The 18,374-nt window shown below is 73.2% G+C and carries 19 protein-coding genes and 1 pseudogene; 16 read left to right on the forward strand and 4 right to left on the reverse strand.

All coding sequences use genetic code 11. The features are described 5' to 3' along the window. Positions 1–12: 12 nt before the first annotated feature. The 11 genes and pseudogenes from MCBG_RS26230 to MCBG_RS26280 all read left to right on the forward strand — a co-directional run bounded on the left by MCBG_RS26230 (position 13) and on the right by MCBG_RS26280 (position 9,457). Positions 13–1,493 (forward strand): annotated as a pseudogene (locus MCBG_RS26230) (2-hydroxymuconic semialdehyde dehydrogenase). Positions 1,494–1,549: 56 nt separating this feature from the next. Beyond that, complete coding sequence (locus tag MCBG_RS26235) at positions 1,550–2,347, forward strand: 2-keto-4-pentenoate hydratase (RefSeq protein ID WP_043328913.1); 798 nt, start codon at positions 1,550–1,552, stop codon at positions 2,345–2,347. Next, positions 2,344–3,279, forward strand: coding sequence for an acetaldehyde dehydrogenase (acetylating) (locus MCBG_RS26240; protein WP_043328915.1), 936 nt, complete (start codon positions 2,344–2,346; stop codon positions 3,277–3,279). The genes MCBG_RS26235 and MCBG_RS26240 overlap by 4 nt, the downstream gene beginning before the upstream one ends. Beyond that, positions 3,276–4,391 (forward strand): 4-hydroxy-2-oxovalerate aldolase, encoded by a 1,116-nt coding sequence (dmpG, locus tag MCBG_RS26245; RefSeq protein WP_043328917.1) that lies wholly within the window; start codon positions 3,276–3,278, stop codon positions 4,389–4,391. Before MCBG_RS26240 ends, dmpG begins: the two co-directional genes overlap by 4 nt. Then, positions 4,388–5,161, forward strand: coding sequence for a 2-keto-4-pentenoate hydratase (locus MCBG_RS26250; RefSeq protein ID WP_043328918.1), 774 nt, complete (start codon positions 4,388–4,390; stop codon positions 5,159–5,161). Before dmpG ends, MCBG_RS26250 begins: the two co-directional genes overlap by 4 nt. Further along, positions 5,158–5,583: a RidA family protein gene (locus MCBG_RS26255; protein WP_043328920.1), complete on the forward strand. Its 426-nt coding sequence runs from the start codon at positions 5,158–5,160 to the stop codon at positions 5,581–5,583. Before MCBG_RS26250 ends, MCBG_RS26255 begins: the two co-directional genes overlap by 4 nt. Continuing rightward, on the forward strand, positions 5,576–6,100 hold the full coding sequence (locus MCBG_RS26260) for a 3-hydroxyanthranilate 3,4-dioxygenase (RefSeq protein WP_030502185.1): 525 nt from the start codon (positions 5,576–5,578) through the stop codon (positions 6,098–6,100). Before MCBG_RS26255 ends, MCBG_RS26260 begins: the two co-directional genes overlap by 8 nt. A 5-nt stretch (positions 6,101–6,105) precedes the next feature. Further along, positions 6,106–7,107 (forward strand): amidohydrolase family protein, encoded by a 1,002-nt coding sequence (locus MCBG_RS26265; RefSeq protein WP_176722732.1) that lies wholly within the window; start codon positions 6,106–6,108, stop codon positions 7,105–7,107. Between the two features lie 115 nt (positions 7,108–7,222). Continuing rightward, complete coding sequence (locus MCBG_RS26270) at positions 7,223–8,695, forward strand: amidase (RefSeq protein WP_043330996.1); 1,473 nt, start codon at positions 7,223–7,225, stop codon at positions 8,693–8,695. 74 nt (positions 8,696–8,769) lie between these two features. Then, on the forward strand, positions 8,770–9,057 hold the full coding sequence (locus tag MCBG_RS26275) for an aa3-type cytochrome oxidase subunit CtaJ (protein ID WP_043328923.1): 288 nt from the start codon (positions 8,770–8,772) through the stop codon (positions 9,055–9,057). Beyond that, positions 9,044–9,457: a DUF5130 family protein gene (locus MCBG_RS26280; protein WP_030502180.1), complete on the forward strand. Its 414-nt coding sequence runs from the start codon at positions 9,044–9,046 to the stop codon at positions 9,455–9,457. Before MCBG_RS26275 ends, MCBG_RS26280 begins: the two co-directional genes overlap by 14 nt. Before the next feature lie 61 nt (positions 9,458–9,518). On the opposite strand, the gene MCBG_RS26285 is transcribed toward MCBG_RS26280, so the two are convergent. Continuing rightward, positions 9,519–10,082: a Uma2 family endonuclease gene (locus tag MCBG_RS26285; protein WP_043330997.1), complete on the reverse strand. Its 564-nt coding sequence runs from the start codon at positions 10,080–10,082 to the stop codon at positions 9,519–9,521. An 87-nt stretch (positions 10,083–10,169) separates the two neighbouring features. Beyond that, positions 10,170–12,713 carry an aminopeptidase N gene (gene pepN, locus MCBG_RS26290; RefSeq protein WP_043328924.1) on the reverse strand — a complete coding sequence of 848 codons (2,544 nt, stop codon included), beginning with the start codon at positions 12,711–12,713 and terminating at the stop codon, positions 10,170–10,172. Between the two features lie 229 nt (positions 12,714–12,942). Here pepN and MCBG_RS26295 point away from each other — a divergent pair, with 229 nt between their 5' ends. The 4 genes from MCBG_RS26295 to MCBG_RS26310 all read left to right on the forward strand — a co-directional run bounded on the left by MCBG_RS26295 (position 12,943) and on the right by MCBG_RS26310 (position 15,951). After that, complete coding sequence (locus tag MCBG_RS26295; protein WP_043328926.1) at positions 12,943–13,566, forward strand: mycothiol-dependent nitroreductase Rv2466c family protein; 624 nt, start codon at positions 12,943–12,945, stop codon at positions 13,564–13,566. A gap of 181 nt (positions 13,567–13,747) precedes the next feature. After that, on the forward strand, positions 13,748–14,077 hold the full coding sequence (locus tag MCBG_RS26300; protein WP_043328928.1) for a hypothetical protein: 330 nt from the start codon (positions 13,748–13,750) through the stop codon (positions 14,075–14,077). A gap of 132 nt (positions 14,078–14,209) precedes the next feature. Next, positions 14,210–15,409, forward strand: a complete 1,200-nt coding sequence (locus MCBG_RS26305) for a DUF1015 family protein (protein WP_043328930.1) — start codon at positions 14,210–14,212, stop codon at positions 15,407–15,409. A gap of 71 nt (positions 15,410–15,480) precedes the next feature. Further along, on the forward strand, positions 15,481–15,951 hold the full coding sequence (locus tag MCBG_RS26310; protein ID WP_043328932.1) for a ribose-5-phosphate isomerase: 471 nt from the start codon (positions 15,481–15,483) through the stop codon (positions 15,949–15,951). A gap of 16 nt (positions 15,952–15,967) precedes the next feature. Here the strand turns inward: MCBG_RS26310 and MCBG_RS26315 are convergent, their stop codons facing one another. Continuing rightward, positions 15,968–16,342 (reverse strand): hypothetical protein, encoded by a 375-nt coding sequence (locus tag MCBG_RS26315; protein WP_043328934.1) that lies wholly within the window; start codon positions 16,340–16,342, stop codon positions 15,968–15,970. A gap of 139 nt (positions 16,343–16,481) precedes the next feature. Further along, on the reverse strand, positions 16,482–17,702 hold the full coding sequence (locus tag MCBG_RS26320) for a GNAT family N-acetyltransferase (protein ID WP_223201339.1): 1,221 nt from the start codon (positions 17,700–17,702) through the stop codon (positions 16,482–16,484). A gap of 98 nt (positions 17,703–17,800) precedes the next feature. On the opposite strand from MCBG_RS26320, the gene MCBG_RS26325 reads away from it, so the two are divergent. After that, positions 17,801–18,343: a hypothetical protein gene (locus MCBG_RS26325; protein ID WP_043328936.1), complete on the forward strand. Its 543-nt coding sequence runs from the start codon at positions 17,801–17,803 to the stop codon at positions 18,341–18,343. Positions 18,344–18,374: the final 31 nt, after the last annotated feature.

Below are 18,374 nucleotides of genomic sequence, written 5' to 3' on the forward strand. Positions count from 1 at the left end.
GATCCCCGGCTGATGGCCGGGCACGCGCCGGACGCCCCGGCCTGCTGCGCAACTTCGTCGGCGGCGAGTTCGTCGACGCCGGCGCCCGGTTCACCAAGCGCAGCCCGGTCACCGGCGAGCCGGTGTTCGAGGTGGTCGAGGCGTCCCAGTCCACGGTGGACGACGCGGTGGCCGCCGCCCGGGCGGCGCTGCGCGGCCCGTGGGGCCGGATGGGGGAGCGGGAACGCGCCGAGGTGCTGCGCCGGGTCGCCGACGAGCTGGAGCGGCGCTTCGACGACCTGGTGGCCGCCGAGGTGGCGGACACCGGCAAGGCCATCTCGCAGGCCCGGACGCTCGACATCCCGCGCGGCGCGGCGAACTTCCGCGCGTTCGCCGAGATCGTCGCGACCGCGCCCACCGAGTCGTTCACCACTGTCACCCCGACCGGTGGCCGGGCGCTGAACTACGCGGTTCGCAAGCCGGTCGGCGTGGTCGCGGTGATCGTGCCGTGGAACCTGCCGCTGCTGCTGCTCACCTGGAAGGTCGCCCCGGCCCTGGCCTGCGGCAACGCCGTGGTGGTCAAGCCCAGCGAGGAGACCCCCGCGTCGGCCACGCTGCTGGCCGAGGTGATGGCCGCGGCCGGCGTGCCCGACGGCGTGTTCAACCTGGTGCACGGCTTCGGCCCGGGCTCGGCCGGCGAGCACCTGACCCGCCACCCGGGCGTGGACGCGATCACGTTCACCGGCGAGTCGGCCACCGGCAGCGCGATCATGCGGGCCGCCGCCGACGGGGTGAAGGCGGTCAGCTTCGAGCTGGGCGGCAAGAACGCCGGCCTGGTCTTCGCCGACGCCGACCTGGACGCGGCGGTCGCCGGCTCGGTGCGGTCCAGCTTCACCAACGGCGGCCAGGTGTGCCTGTGCACCGAGCGCATCTACGTGCAGCGGCCGGTGTTCGAGGAGTTCACCGCGCGGCTGGCCAAGCGCGCCGACGAACTGGCGTACGGCTGGCCGGACGACGAGGCGACGGCGAACATGCCGCTGATCTCGCACGGGCACCGGGACAAGGTGCTCGGCCACTACGCGCTGGCCCGCACCGAGGGCGCCGAGGTCCGCGCGGGCGGCGGTACGCCGCGCTTCGGCGACGGCCGCGACGGCGGGGCGTACGTGCAGCCGACGGTGCTCACCGGCCTCGGCGCGGACGCCCGCACCAACCAGGAGGAGATCTTCGGCCCGGTGGTGCACGTCGCGCCGTTCGACGACGAGGACGAGGCGTTCGCGCTGGCCAACGGTACCGACTACGGCCTGGCCGCGACGGTGTGGACGCGGGACGTGGGCCGGGCGCACCGGGCCGGCGCCCGGCTCGACGCCGGCATCGTCTGGGTGAACACCTGGTTCCTGCGCGACCTGCGCACCCCGTTCGGCGGGGTGAAGGCGTCGGGTGTCGGCCGCGAGGGCGGCGTGCACTCGCTCGACTTCTATTCCGAACTGACAAACGTCTGTGTGGACCTGTCATGAGCGCGCGTGGTGGGCAGAATGGCCGGAATCCCCAGCGACGTAAGCGAGGAACCGCCATGACCGTGGACATCGAGGCCGCCAACCGGGAACTCGCGGTGGCCCGGCAGGAGGGCAAACCCTGCCCGCCGCTGCGCGGCCGGCTGCTGCCCGAGGGCGACGTCGAGGCCGCGTACCAGGTGCAGCAGGTCTACACCCGGCAACGGCTGGGCAAGGGGCACCGCCGCGTCGGCGCGAAGATCGGCCTGACGTCGCGAACCGTGCAGGAGAGCTTCGGCGTCTTCCAGCCCGACTTCGGGGTGCTCTTCGACGACATGGCCGTCGGCGACGGCGTCGAGGTGCCGATCGACCGGCTGCTCCAGCCGCGGGTGGAGGCGGAGATCGCCTTCGTGCTCGGCGCGGACCTGCCGGACGAGCGGGTCACCACTGTCGACCTGATCCGGGCGGTGGACCATGTGCTGCCGGCCATCGAGATCGTCGACTCGCGGGTCGCCGACTGGGACATCTCCATCGTGGACACGGTGGCGGACAACGCCTCCAGCGGGCTGTTCGTGCTCGGCACCGCGCCCCGGCGGCTCGCCGACGTGGACCTGCGGTTGTGCGGCATGGTGCTGGAGCACGCCGGTGAGCCGGTCTCGGTCGGCGCGGGCGCGGCCTGCCTCGGCAACCCGCTGCACGCGCTGCAGTGGCTGGCCGCGACCATGGCCCGGGCGGGCGACCCGCTCAAGGCCGGTGACGTGGTGCTCTCCGGCGCGCTCGGCCCGATGGTGCCGGTCACGCCCGGCGCCGCGTACGAGGCGCGCATCTCCGGGCTCGGTTCGGTGCGTACCTGTTTCTCGACGGAGGGAACGTCATGACTGTCGGAGTGGCGGTGCTCGGGTCGGGCAACATCGGCACCGACCTGATGATCAAGGTGCTGCGGCTCAGTGAGAGCCTGCGCATGGTGGCGATGGCCGGCATCGACCCGGCCTCGGACGGTCTGGCCCGGGCCCGCCGGCTCGGCGTGACCACCACCGCCGAGGGCGTCGACGGCCTGGTCGCGCTGCCCGAGTTCGCCGACGTCCAGCTCGTCTTCGACGCCACCTCGGCCGGCGCGCACAAGCGGCACGACGAGGTGCTGCGGGCACACGGGCGCACGGTCGTCGACCTGACCCCGGCCGCGATCGGCCCGTACGTGGTGCCGCCGGTGAACCTCGACGAGCACCTGGCCGAGCCGAACGTCAACATGGTGACCTGCGGCGGGCAGGCGACGGTGCCGATCGTGCACGCGGTCGGCCGGGTCACCCCGGTCGCGTACGGCGAGATCGTCGCCTCGATCGCCTCGAAGTCGGCCGGTCCGGGCACCCGGGCCAACATCGACGAGTTCACCGAGACCACCGCCCGGGCGATCGAGGTGGTCGGCGGCGCCGAGCGCGGCAAGGCCATCATCGTGCTGAACCCGGCCGACCCGCCGCTGCTGATGCGCGACACGGTCTACTGCCTGTGCCCGGACGCCGACGCCGACCGGGTGAAGATCGCCGCCTCGGTGGCCGACATGGTGGCCGCCGTGCAGGAGTACGTGCCCGGCTACCGGCTCAAGCAGGACGTGCAGTTCGACGCCGTCGACACGTACGCGCCGGTGCTCGGCCGGCACTTCACCGGCCTGCAGGTGTCGGTATTCCTGGAGGTCTCCGGTGCCGGGCACTACCTGCCCGCGTACGCCGGGAACCTCGACATCATGACGTCGGCCGCGCTGCGCACCGCGGAGCGGCTGGTGGCGCTGCGTTCCCCGGAGGGGGCACCCCGATGACCGACCTCTACATCCAGGACGTGACGCTGCGCGACGGCATGCACGCCATCGGGCACCGCTACACGGTCGACCAGGTGTGTACCATCGCCGCCGCGCTCGACGCGGCCGGTGTGGCCGCTGTCGAGGTGGCGCACGGCGACGGCCTGGCCGGCTCCAGCGTCAACTACGGGCACGGCGCCGCCGCCGACGCGGACTGGATCGCCGCCGCCGCCGAGGTGCTGACCACCGCGCGGCTGACCACGCTGCTGCTGCCGGGCATCGGCACCATCGCCGACCTGAAGGCGGCGAAGGCGCTCGGCGTGACAAGCGTCCGGATCGCCACGCACTGCACCGAGGCGGACATCTCCGCCCAGCACATCGCCTGGGCCCGCGAGAACGACATGGACGTCTCCGGGTTCCTGATGATGTCGCACCTCAACGACCCGGCCGGGCTGGCCGCGCAGGCCAAGCTGATGGAGTCGTACGGCGCGCACTGCGTCTACGTCACCGACTCCGGCGGGCGGCTGCTGATGTCGGACGTGGCGCAGCGCGTCGACGCGTACCGGCAGGTGCTGGAGCCGGAGACGCAGATCGGCATCCACGCGCACCACAACCTGTCCCTGGGTGTGGCGAACAGCGTACTGGCGGTCGAGCACGGCCGGATCCTCGGCGACGGCCCGCTCGGTTCGCCGTCCGGGCGGACCGTCCGGGTGGACGCCTCGCTGGCCGGCATGGGCGCGGGCGCGGGCAAACGCGCGCTGGAGGTCTTCGTCGCGGTCGCCGAGCTGCACGGCTGGAAGCACGGCTGTGACGTGTTCGCGCTGATGGACGCCGCCGACGACCTGGTCCGCCCGTTGCAGGACCGGCCGGTCCAGGTGGACCGGGAGACGCTCTCCCTGGGGTACGCGGGCGTCTACTCCAGCTTCCTGCGGCACGCCGAGCGGGCCTCGGCCAAGTACGGCGTGGACGTCCGCTCGATCCTGGTCGAGCTGGGCCGCCGCCGGATGGTCGGCGGCCAGGAGGACATGATCGTGGACGTGGCACTGGACCTGGCCGGTAAGGAGGCCGTGAGCGCGAGGAGTGAGCCGGGTTTGCGAGCCCCGCAGTCGCGAACGAAAGGTGGCACAGCATGATCGGGCCGGACATCGCCGGCATCGCGGAGAAGCTGGGCGCGGCGGCCGACACCGCCACCGCGATCCCGCAGCTCGCCGCCGAGACCGGCCTCGACGTCGACGCCGCGTACTCGGTGCAGACCGCGCTGGTGAAGCGCCGCCTCGACCGGGGCGAGCGGCTGGTCGGGCTGAAGATGGGCCTGACCAGCAAGGCGAAGATGGCGCAGGTCGGCGTGGACGAGGTGATCTGGGGCCGGCTGACCGACGTGATGCGGGTGCCCGACGGCGGCGCCGTCGACGTCGGTGACTTCATCCACCCGCGCGTCGAGCCGGAGGTGGCGTTCCTGCTGGACCGGCTGCCCGACCCGGGCGAACCGGTCGGCTCGTTCACCCGGGCGGTACGCGCTGTCGCCCCGGCGATCGAGCTGATCGACTCCCGGTACGCGAACTTCACCTTCTCCCTGCCGGACGTGATCGCCGACAACACCTCGGCCGCCGCGTTCGTGGTCGGGCCGTGGGCGCCGGTGCCGGACGGGCTGGACAACCTCGGCGTGCTGCTGGAGATCGACGGGCGGGTGGCGCAGGTCGGCTCGACCGCGGCCATCCTCGGCGACCCGCGCCGCGCGCTGGACGAGGGCCTGCGGCTGGCCGGCCGGCACGGCGTCCGGCTGCGCAAGGGCTGGGTGTTCCTGGCCGGCGCGGCCACCGCCGCGGTGCCGCTGCGCCCCGGGGCGCACGTCCGCGCCACAGTGGAGAAGCTGGGTTCCGCCTCCCTGAAGGCTCTCCCATGACCGCCCGCGTGGTCGCCGGGAAGGCCGTGCCGCGGGGCGCGTTCCCGCACGTCAAGGTGGCCGGCGGATTCGTCTACGTGTCCGGTACGTCGTCGCGCCGGCCGGACAACACGTTCGCCGGGGTGTCGGTGGACGATCTCGGCACCACCGACCTGGACATCCGGGAGCAGACCCGGGCCGTGATCGAGAACATCCGGGACCTGCTGCGCTCGGTCGGCGCCGACCTCGGCGACCTGGTGCAGGTCACCAGCTACCTGGTCAACATGAACGACTTCGGTGGCTACAACCAGGTGTGGGCCGAGTTCTTCGACGCCACCGGCCCGACCCGGACCACTGTGGCCGTGCACCAGCTTCCGCACCCGCATCTGCTGATCGAGATGCAGGCCGTCGCCCTTCTTCCGTCGGGAGGTTCCCATGAGTGAGATCGCCGAGCCGTTCAGCTTCTCCGGCTGGATCGGCGACAACCAGCACCTGCTCAAGCCCCCGGTGGGCAACAAGGAGATGCTGCCCGGCAGCGACGACTTCATCGTCATGGTGGTGGGCGGCCCGAACCAGCGCACGGACTTCCACGTCGACCCGTACGAGGAGTTCTTCTACCAGGTCAAGGGCAACATGCACGTCAACCTGATGCTGCCCGAGGGCCCGCGTACGGTGCACGTGCGCGAGGGCCAGATGTGGATGCTGCCGCGCAACACCCCGCACTCGCCGCAGCGTCCCGAGGCCGGCTCGATCGGCATGGTGATCGAGCGGGTCCGCGAGGAGGGCACGCTGGAGAAGTTCCAGTGGTACTGCGCCGAGTGCCACCACAAGGTGCACGAGGTGGAGTTGCAGGTCCGCGACATCGCCGCCGACCTGCCCCCGGTCTTCGCCGCGTTCTACGCCGACGAGAAGGCCCGCACCTGCGACAACTGCGGCGCGCTGCACCCGGGCAAGGGCTGACGCCGGTGTCGATGCCGGTCGTGGACGTGCACACGCACGTCGTACCGAAGGGGTGGCCGGACCTCGCCGCGGCGTGCGGCGGGTCCGGCTGGCCCTGGCTGCGGGTGGACTCCGAGCGCGCCGCCATGATCATGGTGGGGGAGACGGAGTTCCGCCCGATCGGCGCGCAGTGCTGGGACGCGCCGACCCGGCTCGCCGACATGGCCGCCGACGGCGTGGACGTGCAGGTCGTCTCGCCCACCCCGGTCTTCTTCAGCTACGACCGCCCGGCCGACCAGGCGGTCAAGGTGGCCCGGATCTTCAACGACCTCACGCTGGAGGTCACCGCGGCCGGCGGCGACCGGCTGGTGCCGTTCTGCCAGGTGCCGTTGCAGGACGCGGACGCGGCCTGCGCCGAGCTGGACCGCTGCCTGGCGGCCGGGCACGCCGGGGTGGAGATCGGCAACCACGTCGGCGACCGGGACCTGGACGACGCGGGCATCGTGCAGTTCCTCACCCACTGCGCCGAGGTCGGCGCGCCGGTCTTCGTGCACCCGTGGGACATGCCCGGCGGCCCCCGCCTGGACCGGTGGATGGCCCGGTGGCTGACCGGGATGCCGGCCGAGACGCACCTGTCGGTGCTGGCGCTGATCCTCGGCGGCGTGTTCGACCGGGTGCCGGAGACGCTGCGGATCTGCTTCGCGCACGGCGGCGGCAGCTTCCCGTTCTGGCTGGGCCGCGCCGACAACGCCTGGCACCGCCGCGGCGACCTGGTACGCGGCGCGTCGAGCGCGCCGCCCAGCTCGTACGTGGACCGGTTCCACGTCGACTCGGTGGTCTTCGAGCCGGCCGCGCTGCGGCTGCTCGTGGACACCATGGGCGCCGAGCGGGTGCTGCTCGGCAGCGACTACCCGTACCCGCTGGGGGAGCGGCCGGTGGGCCAGGTGGTGCACCGGGCGGACTTCCTCACCGACGATCAGCGGGCGGCGCTGCTCGGCGGCAACGCGCTGCGGTTCCTCGGCCGCTGAGACCGGCGCGGGTGCGTCCGTCGTCGCCCTAGAGTCGACGGACGCACCCGGCGCTGCTCAGGACCCGCCGGACGTGTCCCGGCCTCCCGGCCGCCGGACCGGCAGGATGGACGGCATGGCCGAGCCGCACGACCTGACCGCGCTGGAACAGGCCGCCGCGATCCGCCGGGGCGAGCTGTCCAGCCTGGAACTGGTCGAGCACCACCTGCGCCGGGTCGAGGCGCTCGGCGACACCGTCGGCGCGTTCGTCACCGTCACCGCCGAACACGCGCGGGCGGCGGCCCGGGCGGCCGACGCGGTCCCGGCGGCGGACCGGCATCCCCTGCACGGCGTGCCGACCGCGATCAAGGACCTGACCCTCACCGCCGGGGTACGCACCACCTTCGGCTCGGCCGCCTTCGCCGACTTCGTCCCGCCGGTCGACGCCGACGTGGTCCGCCTCATGACCGACGCCGGCCTGGTCAGCGTCGGCAAGACCACCACCTCCGAGCTGGGCTGCTCGCTGTACTCCGAGGGGCTGGTGGCGCCGCCGGCCCGCAACCCGTGGGACCTCGCGGGCACAGCGGGCGGGTCCAGCGGCGGGGCGGCCGCAGCGGTGGCCGCCGGACTGGTGCCGGTGGCCCAGGGCTCCGACGGCGGCGGTTCGCTGCGCATCCCGGCCGCGCTCTGCGGTCTGATCGGCTACAAACCCAGCCGGGGCATGGTCTCCGGCGGGCCACTCGGCTTCGGTGGCTTCGGGCTGCCGGTGAACGGGCCGATCGGCCGCACCGTCGCCGACGTGGCCGCGCTGCTCGACGTGCTGGCGCGACCCGTGCCCGGCGAGCCGTACCTGCCGCCGGCCGCGCCCGCCGGCGGCTACCTCGGCGTCGCCCGCTCCGCCCGCGCCACCGGCCCCGGCCGGCTGCGCGTCGGCCGCTTCACCACGCCGATGCTCGCCGACGAGCCGGTCCACCCCGACTGCGTCGACGCCGTCGACCGGGCCGCCGCGCTGCTCACCGACGCCGGGCACGAGGTGGTCGACGTCCCCGCGCCGCTCGGCCCCGAGGCGTGGCCGCTGTTCGAGACCCTCTGGTACGCGCTGGCGGTCACACCGGTCCCGCCCGACCGGGAAGGCGAGCTGCTGCCGCTGACCCGGTACCTGCGGGAGCGCGGCGCGGCACTCGGCGTCCCCACGCTGATGGCCGCGCTCGGCGAGCTGCAGGCGCAGGTACGCCTCGGCGTACGCCGTACCGCCGGTTGTGACCTGCTGCTCTGCCCGACGCTCGCGGCCCCGCGGATGCCGGTCGGCGCGCTCGCCGCCCTCGAACCGGCAGAGGATTTCGACAGGCAGCGGCGCTTCTCGCCGTACTGCGCGGTCTTCAACGTCACCGGCGATCCGTCCGTTTCCCTGCCGGTCGGACGCACCCCCGACGGCCTGCCGGTCGGGGTGCTGCTCACCGGCCGGTACGGCGACGACGCGACATTGGTCGCCACTGCCGCGCAGCTTGAGCACTCGAGTGGCGGATGGGATCAGCACCCCGCAATCTGGCTGGCCACCGACTCCGCTAACGTGAACATCACAAGTGAGGTGCGGCGCGGCCGGTCCTGACCGGTCACCCGACCCGAATCATTCCTGGTCTCTCTTTCCGCCTGGGGGCGTTGGGATTGTCTGTTACCGAGACGTTGGTGGTCTTCGTCGGCATCCCGGCCGCCGCGGTGCTGCTGATCGCCGGCCTGGCGGCCGTCGGGGGCAGCCGTGGCAACGGTGGCGGCGCCAAGCGCTACCGGCCGGGCCGGCCCTTCGACTTCACTCCGGTCTGGTTCCTGAGCCGTCCGGAGCAGCTGGCCGACTCGGCCGGCACGGCGCTGTCCGCCGGAGCGCAGGCGCCGGCGTTGACCAGCCGCAAGCAGGAGCAGGCCGGCCGGGAGGCGCCGGCCGGTGGAACCGGAGGCGCAAGTGACCGTTGGTGAAGCGCGGCCCACGACGGGGACGGACACTCCGCCCGACGTGCTGGACGGACCGTTCTCGACCCGTCAGCTGCTCCGCATCGACGAGGCGCTGCGCCTCGCCGACCAGGGCACCGGCCTGGTCTTCTCGGTCTACGTCGGCGGGCTGGACGAGCCGATCCGGGAGCACGCCGAGCGGCTGCACCGCCAGCTCGCCGAGCCCGACCGCTCGGTGCTGATCGCGGTGTCGCCCAACCAGCGGCAGCTGGAGGTCGTCACCGGCCGGTACGCGCGCAAGCGCATCCCGGACACGTACGCGAAGCTGGCCGCGCTCTCCATGGTGGCCGCCTTCGGCGGCGGCGACCTGGCCGGCGGCATCATCCAGGGCCTCGACCAGCTCGCCAGCCACGCCGGCAAGGGCTGACCCGCCCCGCACACGACGAAGCCCGGCCCGCGCACCGTGCGGGCCGGGCTTTCTCGTCGTCTCAGCGGGGCCAGGCAGAAGGATCCAGGCGCATGGGCCACGGCTCGTCGAGCTGGGCGGCGTCATCCGGCCCGACCGTACCCATCAGGTTGTAGTGGACACCCTTGACCAGTTGGTAGCGGTAGATCACCGGGCCGAAGTCGCCTCGCTCCACCCGCCAGTAGTGCGGGATGCCGGCCTCGGCATAGAGCGGAGGCTTGATCAGCCGGTCATACCGGCGGCTGCTGGGTGACTCGATCTCGACGACGAGCGCGACATCCGAGGGGTGCGTCCACAAGCCGTCCGGGGGAGCGCTCGGCCTCAGCACGGAGATGTCCGGAATGAGATTGGCGACAGGTGCCCGGAGTCCGGCCTCCCGAATGACCCACCAACCGGTCGGCGCAGTGGCCTGGAGCGCCGATCGGATCTCGTCGGCCAGAAGTTGGTGCCCGTACCCGGGGGGTGGGGTCACGTGCAGGCTCCCGTCGATGATCTCGTAGCGGCTTCCGTCCTCGGGGAGGTCGGACAGGTCCTGCTCCTGCCACGGCCGCTCCGGCGGGCGCCACTCGTGGGTCGGTTGTGCCATCACGTCCACCTCCTCCGCACACGATAACGGCCGGGGGTCGGCGCGGGCTCCCACCCACGCCGGCCCCCGGCCGCCGCGCCCCTGCTTTCAGGCGCTGCGGGCGTCCCGCTCGCGGGCCCTCAGCGCGCGGACCACACCGTCGCGACCCTCCGCCACCAGCCGCCGCAGCGACGCCGGCCGCCCGTCCTGGGCCAGCCACGCGTCGGTGGCCGCGACCGTGTCCTCCTCGACCAGGTGCGCCGGGTAGGCGAGCTGGACGAACTCCTGCGCCGGCTCGCTGTCACGCTGCGCCCACACCTGGTCCACGGTGGCGAAGTACCGCTCCCGGTACGGCGCGGTCAGCTCGACCTGCGCCGCGTGGGTGAAGCCCTGCAGCAGCGCCCGGTTGCGCCAGTTGGGCAGCGCGTCCGGGCCGGTGAGCAGCGCCCACACCGCCGCCTTGTTCTCCTCGGTCGGCACCAGCGCGTGCGCGTACGCGGCCTCCCGCTCGCCGCTGGCGGTACGGTCGGCGGCCAGTTCCGCGTCCACGTCGGCGGCACCGGCCGCGCCGTTGGCCACGAGCGACTGCAGCACGGTCCAGCGCAGCTCGGTGTCGACGGTCAGCCCCTCCGGCACCCCGTTGCCGTCCAGCCAGCCGCGCAGCGTCGCCAGGTCCTCGCCGGAACGGGCCGACGAGGCGTACGCGCGGGCCCAGGCGAGCTGGAAACCGCTGCCCGGCTCGGCGGCGGCCAGCGCGGTCCGGGCGGTACGGGCCAGGTCCGCCCAGCCGGTCGGCGCCCACTCCGGGTCGGCGTAGAAGGTGAGCGCGGTGTTCGCCTGCCGCAGCGTGGCCGTGACCAGGTTGATGTCCGTCTCGGCGGTCAGCCCGGCCAGCACCAGCGCCACGTAGTCGCGGGCCGACAGCTCGGCATCACGGGTCATGTCCCAGGCGGCCGTCCAGCACAGCGCCCGGGCCAGCGACGAGTCGAAGCCGGCGATGTGCTGCACCACGGTGGCCATCGACCGCTCGTCCAGCCGCAGCTTGGCGTACGTGAGGTCCTCGTCGTTGAGCAGCAGCACGTCCGCGGCGGGCTTGCCGTGCAGCTCGGACAGCTCGGTCAGCTCGCCGGTCACGTCCGTCTCGATCAGCTCCCGGCGCACCAGCCGGCCGTCGGTCAGGTCGTACAGGCCCACGCCGATGCGGTGCGTACGCAGCGTCGGGTAGCCCGACGGCGCCTCCTGCCGGACCACCACCCGCTCGTACGTGCCGTCGGCGCCGATGGTCACCTCCGGGCGCAACGTGTTGACCTGCGCGGTCTCCAGCCACTGGGCGGCGAACTTGCGCAGCTCCCGGCCCGAGGCCGTCTCCAGCTCGGACAGCAGGTCGTCGAAGGTGGCGTTGCCCCACGCGTACTTGCCGAAGTAGGCGCGCAGGCCGGCCAGGAACGGCTCCTCGCCCACGTACGCGACGAGCTGCTTGAGCACGCTCGCGCCCTTGGCGTACGTGATGCCGTCGAAGTTGACCTCGACCGCCTCCAGGTCCGGCATCTCGCAGTAGACCGGGTGGGTGGAGGAGAGCTGGTCCTGCCGGTAACCCCAGTTCTTGCGGATCGACAGGAACGTGGTCCAGGCGTCGGTGAAGCGGGTGGCGTGCGTGTTGCACCAGTGGCTGGCCCACTCGGCGAACGACTCGTTCAGCCACAGGTCGTTCCACCAGCGCATGGTGACCAGGTCGCCGAACCACATGTGCGCCAGCTCGTGCAGGATCGTGTTGGCGCGCTGCTCGTACTCGAAGTCGGTGACCTGCGAGCGGAAGATGTAGTGCGACTCGGCGTGCGTGACGCAGCCGAAGTTCTCCATCGCGCCGGCGTTGAAGTCGGGCACCCAGAGCTGGTCGTACTTGGGCAGCGGGTAACGCACGCCGAACTTCTCCTGGAAGAAGTCGAAGCCCTGCGTGGTGATCAGGTGCAGGTCGTCGGCGTCCATGTGCGGGGCCATGCTGGCCCGGCAGAAGTAGCCCATGTCGATGCCGTCGTGGCTGCGGCGCACCTCGTGGTACGGCCCGGCGCAGAGCGCGGTGATGTAGGTGCTCATCCGCTCCGAGAGCGCGAAGTGCACGGTCTTCAGCCCCTCACCGGCCGCCTCCTCGCGGGCCACCGGCATGTTCGACACGACCCGCCAGTGGTCCGGCACCGTGGCGTGCCAGGTGTAGACGCTCTTCAGGTCGGGCTGGTCGAAGCAGGCGTAGACCTTCTGCGCGTCGGCGGTCTCGAACTGGCTGTACAGGTAGGTCTCGCCGTCCACCGGGTCGACGGTGCGGTGCAGGCCCTGCCCGCTGTTCGAGTAGCCGAAGTCGGCGTCGACCACGAGCACGTTCTCGGCGGCCAGGCCGGTCAGCGTGAGGCCCTTCTCGGCGGACCAGCCGGACAGGTCGACCGGCTCGCCGTTGAGCGTGGCGGAACGCACCGACTCGGCGGCCGCCTCGATGAAGGTGGTGGCCCCCGGCTCGGCGCAGAACCGGACCTCGGTCACCGAGCGGAACGTGCGACCGGTGGGCTGCACCGCGGTCGACAGGTCAAGGCTGATGTCGTACCCGGTCACCTCGAGCAGGCGGGCCCGCTCGGTCGCCTCGACCTGGGTCAGGTTGCGCACTCCCGGCACTGTTCGTCTCCATCCCACTCGTCTCGCCGCGCCCCGCGGCACCGGTCTTTCCCGGCCCGCTCGTGACGGCCCGCTGAGAACCGAGTCTTCCATGCACGGACCGCTCCCGGTGGTCGAGGTCACGCTCTCATTCCGGTACCGGTCGATACGGCCGTGGGTGGAGGATCGGGAGTGACCGCGCCGGATCCCCGGCGCGACATTGTCGTGAAGGGATGACACCGTGACCGAACGTGTCACCGCGGACATGTGGTTCGACCCGCTGTGCCCGTGGGCCTGGATCACCTCCCGCTGGCTGCTCGAGGTCGAGCAGGTCCGGGACGTGGACATCCGGTTCCATGTGATGAGCCTGTCCGTGCTCAACGAGGGCCGGGACCTGCCGGAGGAGTACCAGGACCTGATGGTCAAGGGCTGGGGTCCGGTGCGGGTGTGCATCGCCGTCGAGCAGGCGCACGGCGCCGAGACGCTGGCGAAGCTCTACACCGCGATGGGCACCCGGATCCACCTCGGCAAGGAGGAACTGGGCCGCGACATGCTGGTCGGCGCGCTCACCGACGTCGGTCTGGACCCGGCGCTCGCCGACGCCGCCGAGTCCACCCAGTACGACGACGCGCTGCGGGCCAGCCACGAGGCGGGCATGCGGCCGGTCGGCACCGAGGTGGGCACGCCCGTGATCCACGCGCCGGGCCCGGACGGCGGGCAGGTCGCCTTCTTCGGCCCGGTGATCACCCCGGCGCCCAAGGGCGAGGCGGCCGGCCGGCTCTGGGACGGCGTACTGCTGGTCTCCGCCACCCCCGGGTTCTACGAGCTGAAGCGCACCCGCGAGCAGGGCCCCATCTTCGACTGAGGGGTAAGGAAGGGCCCCTTCTTAACGCCTCCGGCAGCGGAAGGGCCCCTTGTTAACACCCGCAGCGCGCCCCGAGCCCCGCACCCGCCCGTCACCGGGCCGGTGCGGGGCTCGTTTCACCGGATGTCCCAGCCGACGGCCCACGCGAGGCCGCACCACGGCAGCTCCTGGAGGCGTTCCCATGGCTAAGCACCGCCGCATGTCCGACGACGCGCCGCAGCCGGCGACCGAGGACTCCGGTGCGACGTACTGGTCGGTGACCGAGAGCTACTGGCCGGCCGGCCCGGCCGAGGTGGCCGACCTGCTGGCCCCGCCGATCGTGGTCGGCGTGGCCCGGGTGGTGGCCACGTCGCGGATGACGCCGCCGGCCGAGACCGTCCGGCCCGGGCGGGCGCCGTCGCGTACCGGCGCCGCCGCGGGCGCGACGACGGTACGCCTCAACGCCGGCTCCCGCCCCGCCGCCCCGGCTCGCCGTCCGGTTCCGGGCCGGCACCGTAACCCCACCGCCTGAGCCGCCCTCCCGGTGTTAAGAAGGGGCCCTTCCTCTACCGGAGGCGTTAACAGGGGGCCCTTCCTTTCACCTGGTGGTAAGGGGGTGAGTCCGGCGGCGGGGGCGATCGGGGCCCGGGTAGCGTCAGCGGACATGACGGTCGTGCATCCGATCAACCGGGCCTGGATCACCACTGGCGGCACCGGCGCGCAGAACTACGACGAGTTCGCCGACGACGCGGAGATCACCTCCATCGTCGAGGCGAATCCGCACAGCGCGCTGGGCATCGAGATGCCCCACCGGGCGCCGGGCAGCCTCGGGAAGTCCTTCCTCGACGCGCTGCCGGACGCGGTGGCGCGCCTGGCCGAGGCGAAGGCGGACGGCAGCTACACGCCGGCCGAGCAGGTGGTGGTGCTCTACCGGATCAGCGCGCCGGGCGAGGAGAGCGCGTACGGGCTGTGGGCGATGGTCGACACCGACCAGATCTCCACCCGCGCCGACGAGCCGGGCCTGGTGATCCGCAACGAGGACGTGTTCATCGCCAAGGTGCGCGAGCGCGTCGCGCTGGCCGAGGCGCTCGGTCACCTGCTCTCGCCCGTACTGCTGCTCCAGACCGGTAGGGGCGACGAGCTGCACGCCGCGCTCGCGGCGGCGACCGAGGCGGCCGGGGCGCCCGCCGCGACCGACGTCGACCAGTCCGGTCGCACGCACGCCATCTGGCTGCTCGGCCCGGGCCCGGCGCAGGACGAGCTGACCACGCTCGCGGGCGGCGGGGAGCTGGTGGTCGCGGACGGCAACCACCGCAGCCTGGCCGCGCAGACCGGCGGGTTCCCGCGCTTCCTCGCGGTGGTCACCACGCCCGCGTCGGTCGCGATCCAGCCCTACAACCGGCTGGTCAGCGAGCTGACCACCACGCCGGAGGAGCTGCTCGACCGGCTGCGCGCGGCGGGCGCGGAGATCACCCCGGTGGACGGGCCGGTCGACGTGCCGGCCACCGGCGGCGTCGTGCGCCTCTACCTCGGCGGCCGGGGGTACGCGGTGACGCTGCCGCACGTCGGCGCGGGCCGGCTGGAGAACCTCGACCACGCGCTCGTCGAGCGTCTGCTGCTGCGCGACGCGCTGGGCCTCGACCCGGGCGACAAGCGGATCACGTACGTGGGCGGCGACTATCCGGCGAGCTGGCTCGTCGGTGAGGTCGACGCCGGCCGGGCCGAGCTGGCGGTGCTCGTCGCGCCGGTGACCGTGGACGACTTCGTCGCGGTGAACCTGGCCCGGGAGAAGATGCCCCGCAAGAGCACCTGGTTCACCCCGAAGGCGCGGGCCGGCCTGGTTGTGGCCGAGCTGCCGCACTGACCGTGTGACGTACCGCCTCCGGGTCGCCGCCGGTTCGCCGGCCCGGAGGCGGGCCTGTCAGACTGCGCGGTATGCGCGTCTACCTGGGATCCGACCACGCCGGTTTCGAGTTGAAGGTGCACCTCGCCAACCACCTGGCCAAGCAGGGCTACGAGGTGGTGGACGTGGGTCCGCACGCCTTCGACCCGGACGACGACTACCCGGCGTTCTGCCTGCACACCGGCGACCGGGTGGTCGGTGACCCGGGCAGCCTCGGCGTGGTCATCGGCGGCTCCGGCAACGGCGAGCAGATCGCCGCGAACAAGGTCGCCGGCGTCCGGGCGGCGCTGGCCTGGAACGTGGAGACCGCCCAGCTGGCCCGCGAGCACAACGACGCCAACGTCGTCGCGATCGGCGCCCGGCAGCACACGCTGGACGAGGCGACCGCGCTGGTCGAGGCGTTCCTGACCACGCCGTTCTCCGGCAACCCCCGGCACAGCCGGCGCATCGAGCAGGTGGCCGCCTACGAGCAGAGCCGCAAGCTGCCCGAGCTGCCCGCCTGACCGGACGCCGCCGGGCTCACCGCCCGTTGCGGGGCAGCTCCTCGCGGGGCACCCAGTTGCGCCGGATCAGCACCACCCGCTCCTCCGCCGCGGCGAGATCGTCGTCGGTGGGGCGGGCGGCGTCCCGTGCCCGCAGCGCGGCGGTGACGCTCACCTGCGACGAGCCGGAGCCGACCAGCCCGCGCAGCCCGCGCTCGCCCTCCTCGGCGGTCGGGGCGGCGCGGCGTCCGCGGGGCTCCGGCTCGCCCGGCCGGCCGCCGCGCGGGGCCCGGGGCGTCACGTCGTCGTGTACGGGGGCGGTGCTGGCCGTGGTGCCGTCGGCGCTGTCGGCCGGGGCGCCGGCCTCGCCGTGATGCCGTAGCCGTCGTCGCCGTCGCTCCGCCTCACCCATCCCCCGACCGTACCGCCCCCGGCCCACCCGCGCCCGGGGTCGCGCCCGCGCCCGCGCGATCATGAAGTTGGCCGGGACGAAACGGACGGTTCACGCCGCCAACTTCATGATCGACGGGGAAAACGGGCGGGGCGGGCGGTCAGAAGACCTCCATGGGGGAGGGGGCGCGGTACCAGGTGAAGGCGGGCGTCAGCGCGGTCAGCGTGTCCGGGAGCAGCTCCCGGACACGGCCGGCGGCGGCCAGCGCGTACGGGTTCGCGCCGCCGAGGTACAGCTCACCGAGCGCGCGTACGTCACACGCCAGCCCGGCCGGTGCGGTGGTGGGCGTGCACTCCGCCCCGTCGGGGCCGCCGACCAGCCGCCAGCGGCCGGTGTTCTCCTTCAGCAGCTCGTCGGTGACCTCGATCACCACGTCCACGTCAGCGGCGTAGCGCCGGGCGGCGAGCGCGGCCGGCACGTCCACCACCCGCACCCAGAGCGCGTCGGCGAGATGCGGGGAGAGCTGGCGGGGTTCGTCCACCAGCCGCAGCAGCGGCTCGTCCAGGGCCGCGATCGGGAACGACAGCCGCCGGGTCAGGTCGACCGAGAGCAGCAGCCGCCACAACGCCGTGTACGCCTCCGGCGTCAGCGCCACCACCTCGCCGACCTGCGTCTCGGCCTGCGGGCCGGTGGCCGTCGAGCTGTCCTTCGTCCGGTAGAGCGCGTACCCGTCGAGCCCGCCGGGGCCCTCGTGCAGCAGCACCCGGCGTTCGGTGGCGCCGCCCCGGTGCGCCTTCAGGTCCGCCAGCAGGTACGACCACCAGCGCTCGTCGCGGCGGGACCAGCCGGGGCGGTCGGCGCGCGCCTGCTCGTACAGCCGGGCCAGCTCGTCCCGGCGCGACTCCGGACGGTCCAGACGCAGCCTGCCCTCGGCGGGCGCCGGGGCGGGCAGGCGCAGCCCGGTGGTGTCCACGGACAGCATGTACCGCGGTGCCGCCGACCCGTAGCCGAAGCGGGGATAGATGCGGCCCTCGCTGGCCCAGAGCACCGCGATCGGTTCCCGGCCGGCGTCGCGGACGTCCCGCAGCTGGCGGTGCATCAGCGCGGTGAGCAGGCCGCGCCGCCGGTGCGTCGGCGCGACAGCGACCATCGTCACGTGCGCGGCCGGCACGTTCGCGCCGGGTACGGCCAGTTCGCGGCTGAACGCGGCGGCGTTTGCCACGATCGTCCCGCCGTCGCGGACCAGTAACGACCGGTCCGGCTCGAAGATCGGGCGTTCGAGCGCCTGCACGTCGGGGTCGAGATCGCCGTGGAAGGCCAGCGCCAGCAGCGCCGCGATGTCGTCGAAGTCCTCAGCCCGGGATACCAGCACGTCAGTCACGGCACGTGTGTATCGCACCGCGATGGGGGTCGGCACCCTATTTGCGGGCTGGCTACCCTCGGAAGCGAGGCCGGGATCGGTCGAGGGGGAGGACGAGGATGGCGGACCAGACACAGCCGTGGGCCGAGCGCACCGTGGAGGTGCCGCCCCAGCCGGGGGTGGTGCCCCCGCAGCGGGACGCGTTCCAGCGCGGGGTGGCGGCGGTCGGTCAGCCGCGCACGCGGCGTACGCCCCGCACCGAGCAGTTCCCCACCGTCGAGCAGCACGGCGACTGGGCCGGTGAGCCGGCGCCGCGCCGGCCGATGAGCTGGCATCTCGCCCAGGCCCGCAAGGGCGGGGAGCTGAGCGCCGCCGGGGCCCTGTTCGCGTTCGTCTGCTGGGGCATCTGGGCGATCTCCGGGCGGGGCAACCTGATCGCGCCGCTGCTCACGTTCGTGCTCAGCCTGCTCACCGCGGTCGGCCTGTTCGCGCTGGCCCGGCTGCTCGGCCGGCTGATCCTGGAACGGCAGCTCGGCCGGGTGCGCCGCAGCGCCAAGGGTGCTCACCTGGTCACCGCGTTGTTCCTGGTCGGCGTGGGGGTGGCGTACCTGCAGCAGACCGAGTGGGTGGTCTCCGCCTGGAACTGGGTGACCGGCGTCTAGGTGACTGTCGTCCGTCCGGCGCGCGCCGGAC

The organism is Micromonospora sp. M42, assembly GCF_000568915.1.
Lineage (GTDB): Bacteria > Actinomycetota > Actinomycetes > Mycobacteriales > Micromonosporaceae > Micromonospora > Micromonospora chalcea.

Coding starts and splice junctions, on each gene's coding strand:
- MCBG_RS26235 (WP_043328913.1), top strand. CDS start 1,550: ATGACCGTGGACATCGAGGCCGCCAACCGGGAACTCGCGGTGGCCCGG.
- MCBG_RS26240 (WP_043328915.1), top strand. CDS start 2,344: ATGACTGTCGGAGTGGCGGTGCTCGGGTCGGGCAACATCGGCACCGAC.
- dmpG (WP_043328917.1), top strand. CDS start 3,276: ATGACCGACCTCTACATCCAGGACGTGACGCTGCGCGACGGCATGCAC.
- MCBG_RS26250 (WP_043328918.1), top strand. CDS start 4,388: ATGATCGGGCCGGACATCGCCGGCATCGCGGAGAAGCTGGGCGCGGCG.
- MCBG_RS26255 (WP_043328920.1), top strand. CDS start 5,158: ATGACCGCCCGCGTGGTCGCCGGGAAGGCCGTGCCGCGGGGCGCGTTC.
- MCBG_RS26260 (WP_030502185.1), top strand. CDS start 5,576: ATGAGTGAGATCGCCGAGCCGTTCAGCTTCTCCGGCTGGATCGGCGAC.
- MCBG_RS26270 (WP_043330996.1), top strand. CDS start 7,223: ATGGCCGAGCCGCACGACCTGACCGCGCTGGAACAGGCCGCCGCGATC.
- MCBG_RS26285 (WP_043330997.1), bottom strand. CDS start 10,082: ATGGCACAACCGACCCACGAGTGGCGCCCGCCGGAGCGGCCGTGGCAG.
- MCBG_RS26300 (WP_043328928.1), top strand. CDS start 13,748: ATGGCTAAGCACCGCCGCATGTCCGACGACGCGCCGCAGCCGGCGACC.
- MCBG_RS26305 (WP_043328930.1), top strand. CDS start 14,210: ATGACGGTCGTGCATCCGATCAACCGGGCCTGGATCACCACTGGCGGC.
- MCBG_RS26310 (WP_043328932.1), top strand. CDS start 15,481: ATGCGCGTCTACCTGGGATCCGACCACGCCGGTTTCGAGTTGAAGGTG.
- MCBG_RS26315 (WP_043328934.1), bottom strand. CDS start 16,342: ATGGGTGAGGCGGAGCGACGGCGACGACGGCTACGGCATCACGGCGAG.
- MCBG_RS26325 (WP_043328936.1), top strand. CDS start 17,801: ATGGCGGACCAGACACAGCCGTGGGCCGAGCGCACCGTGGAGGTGCCG.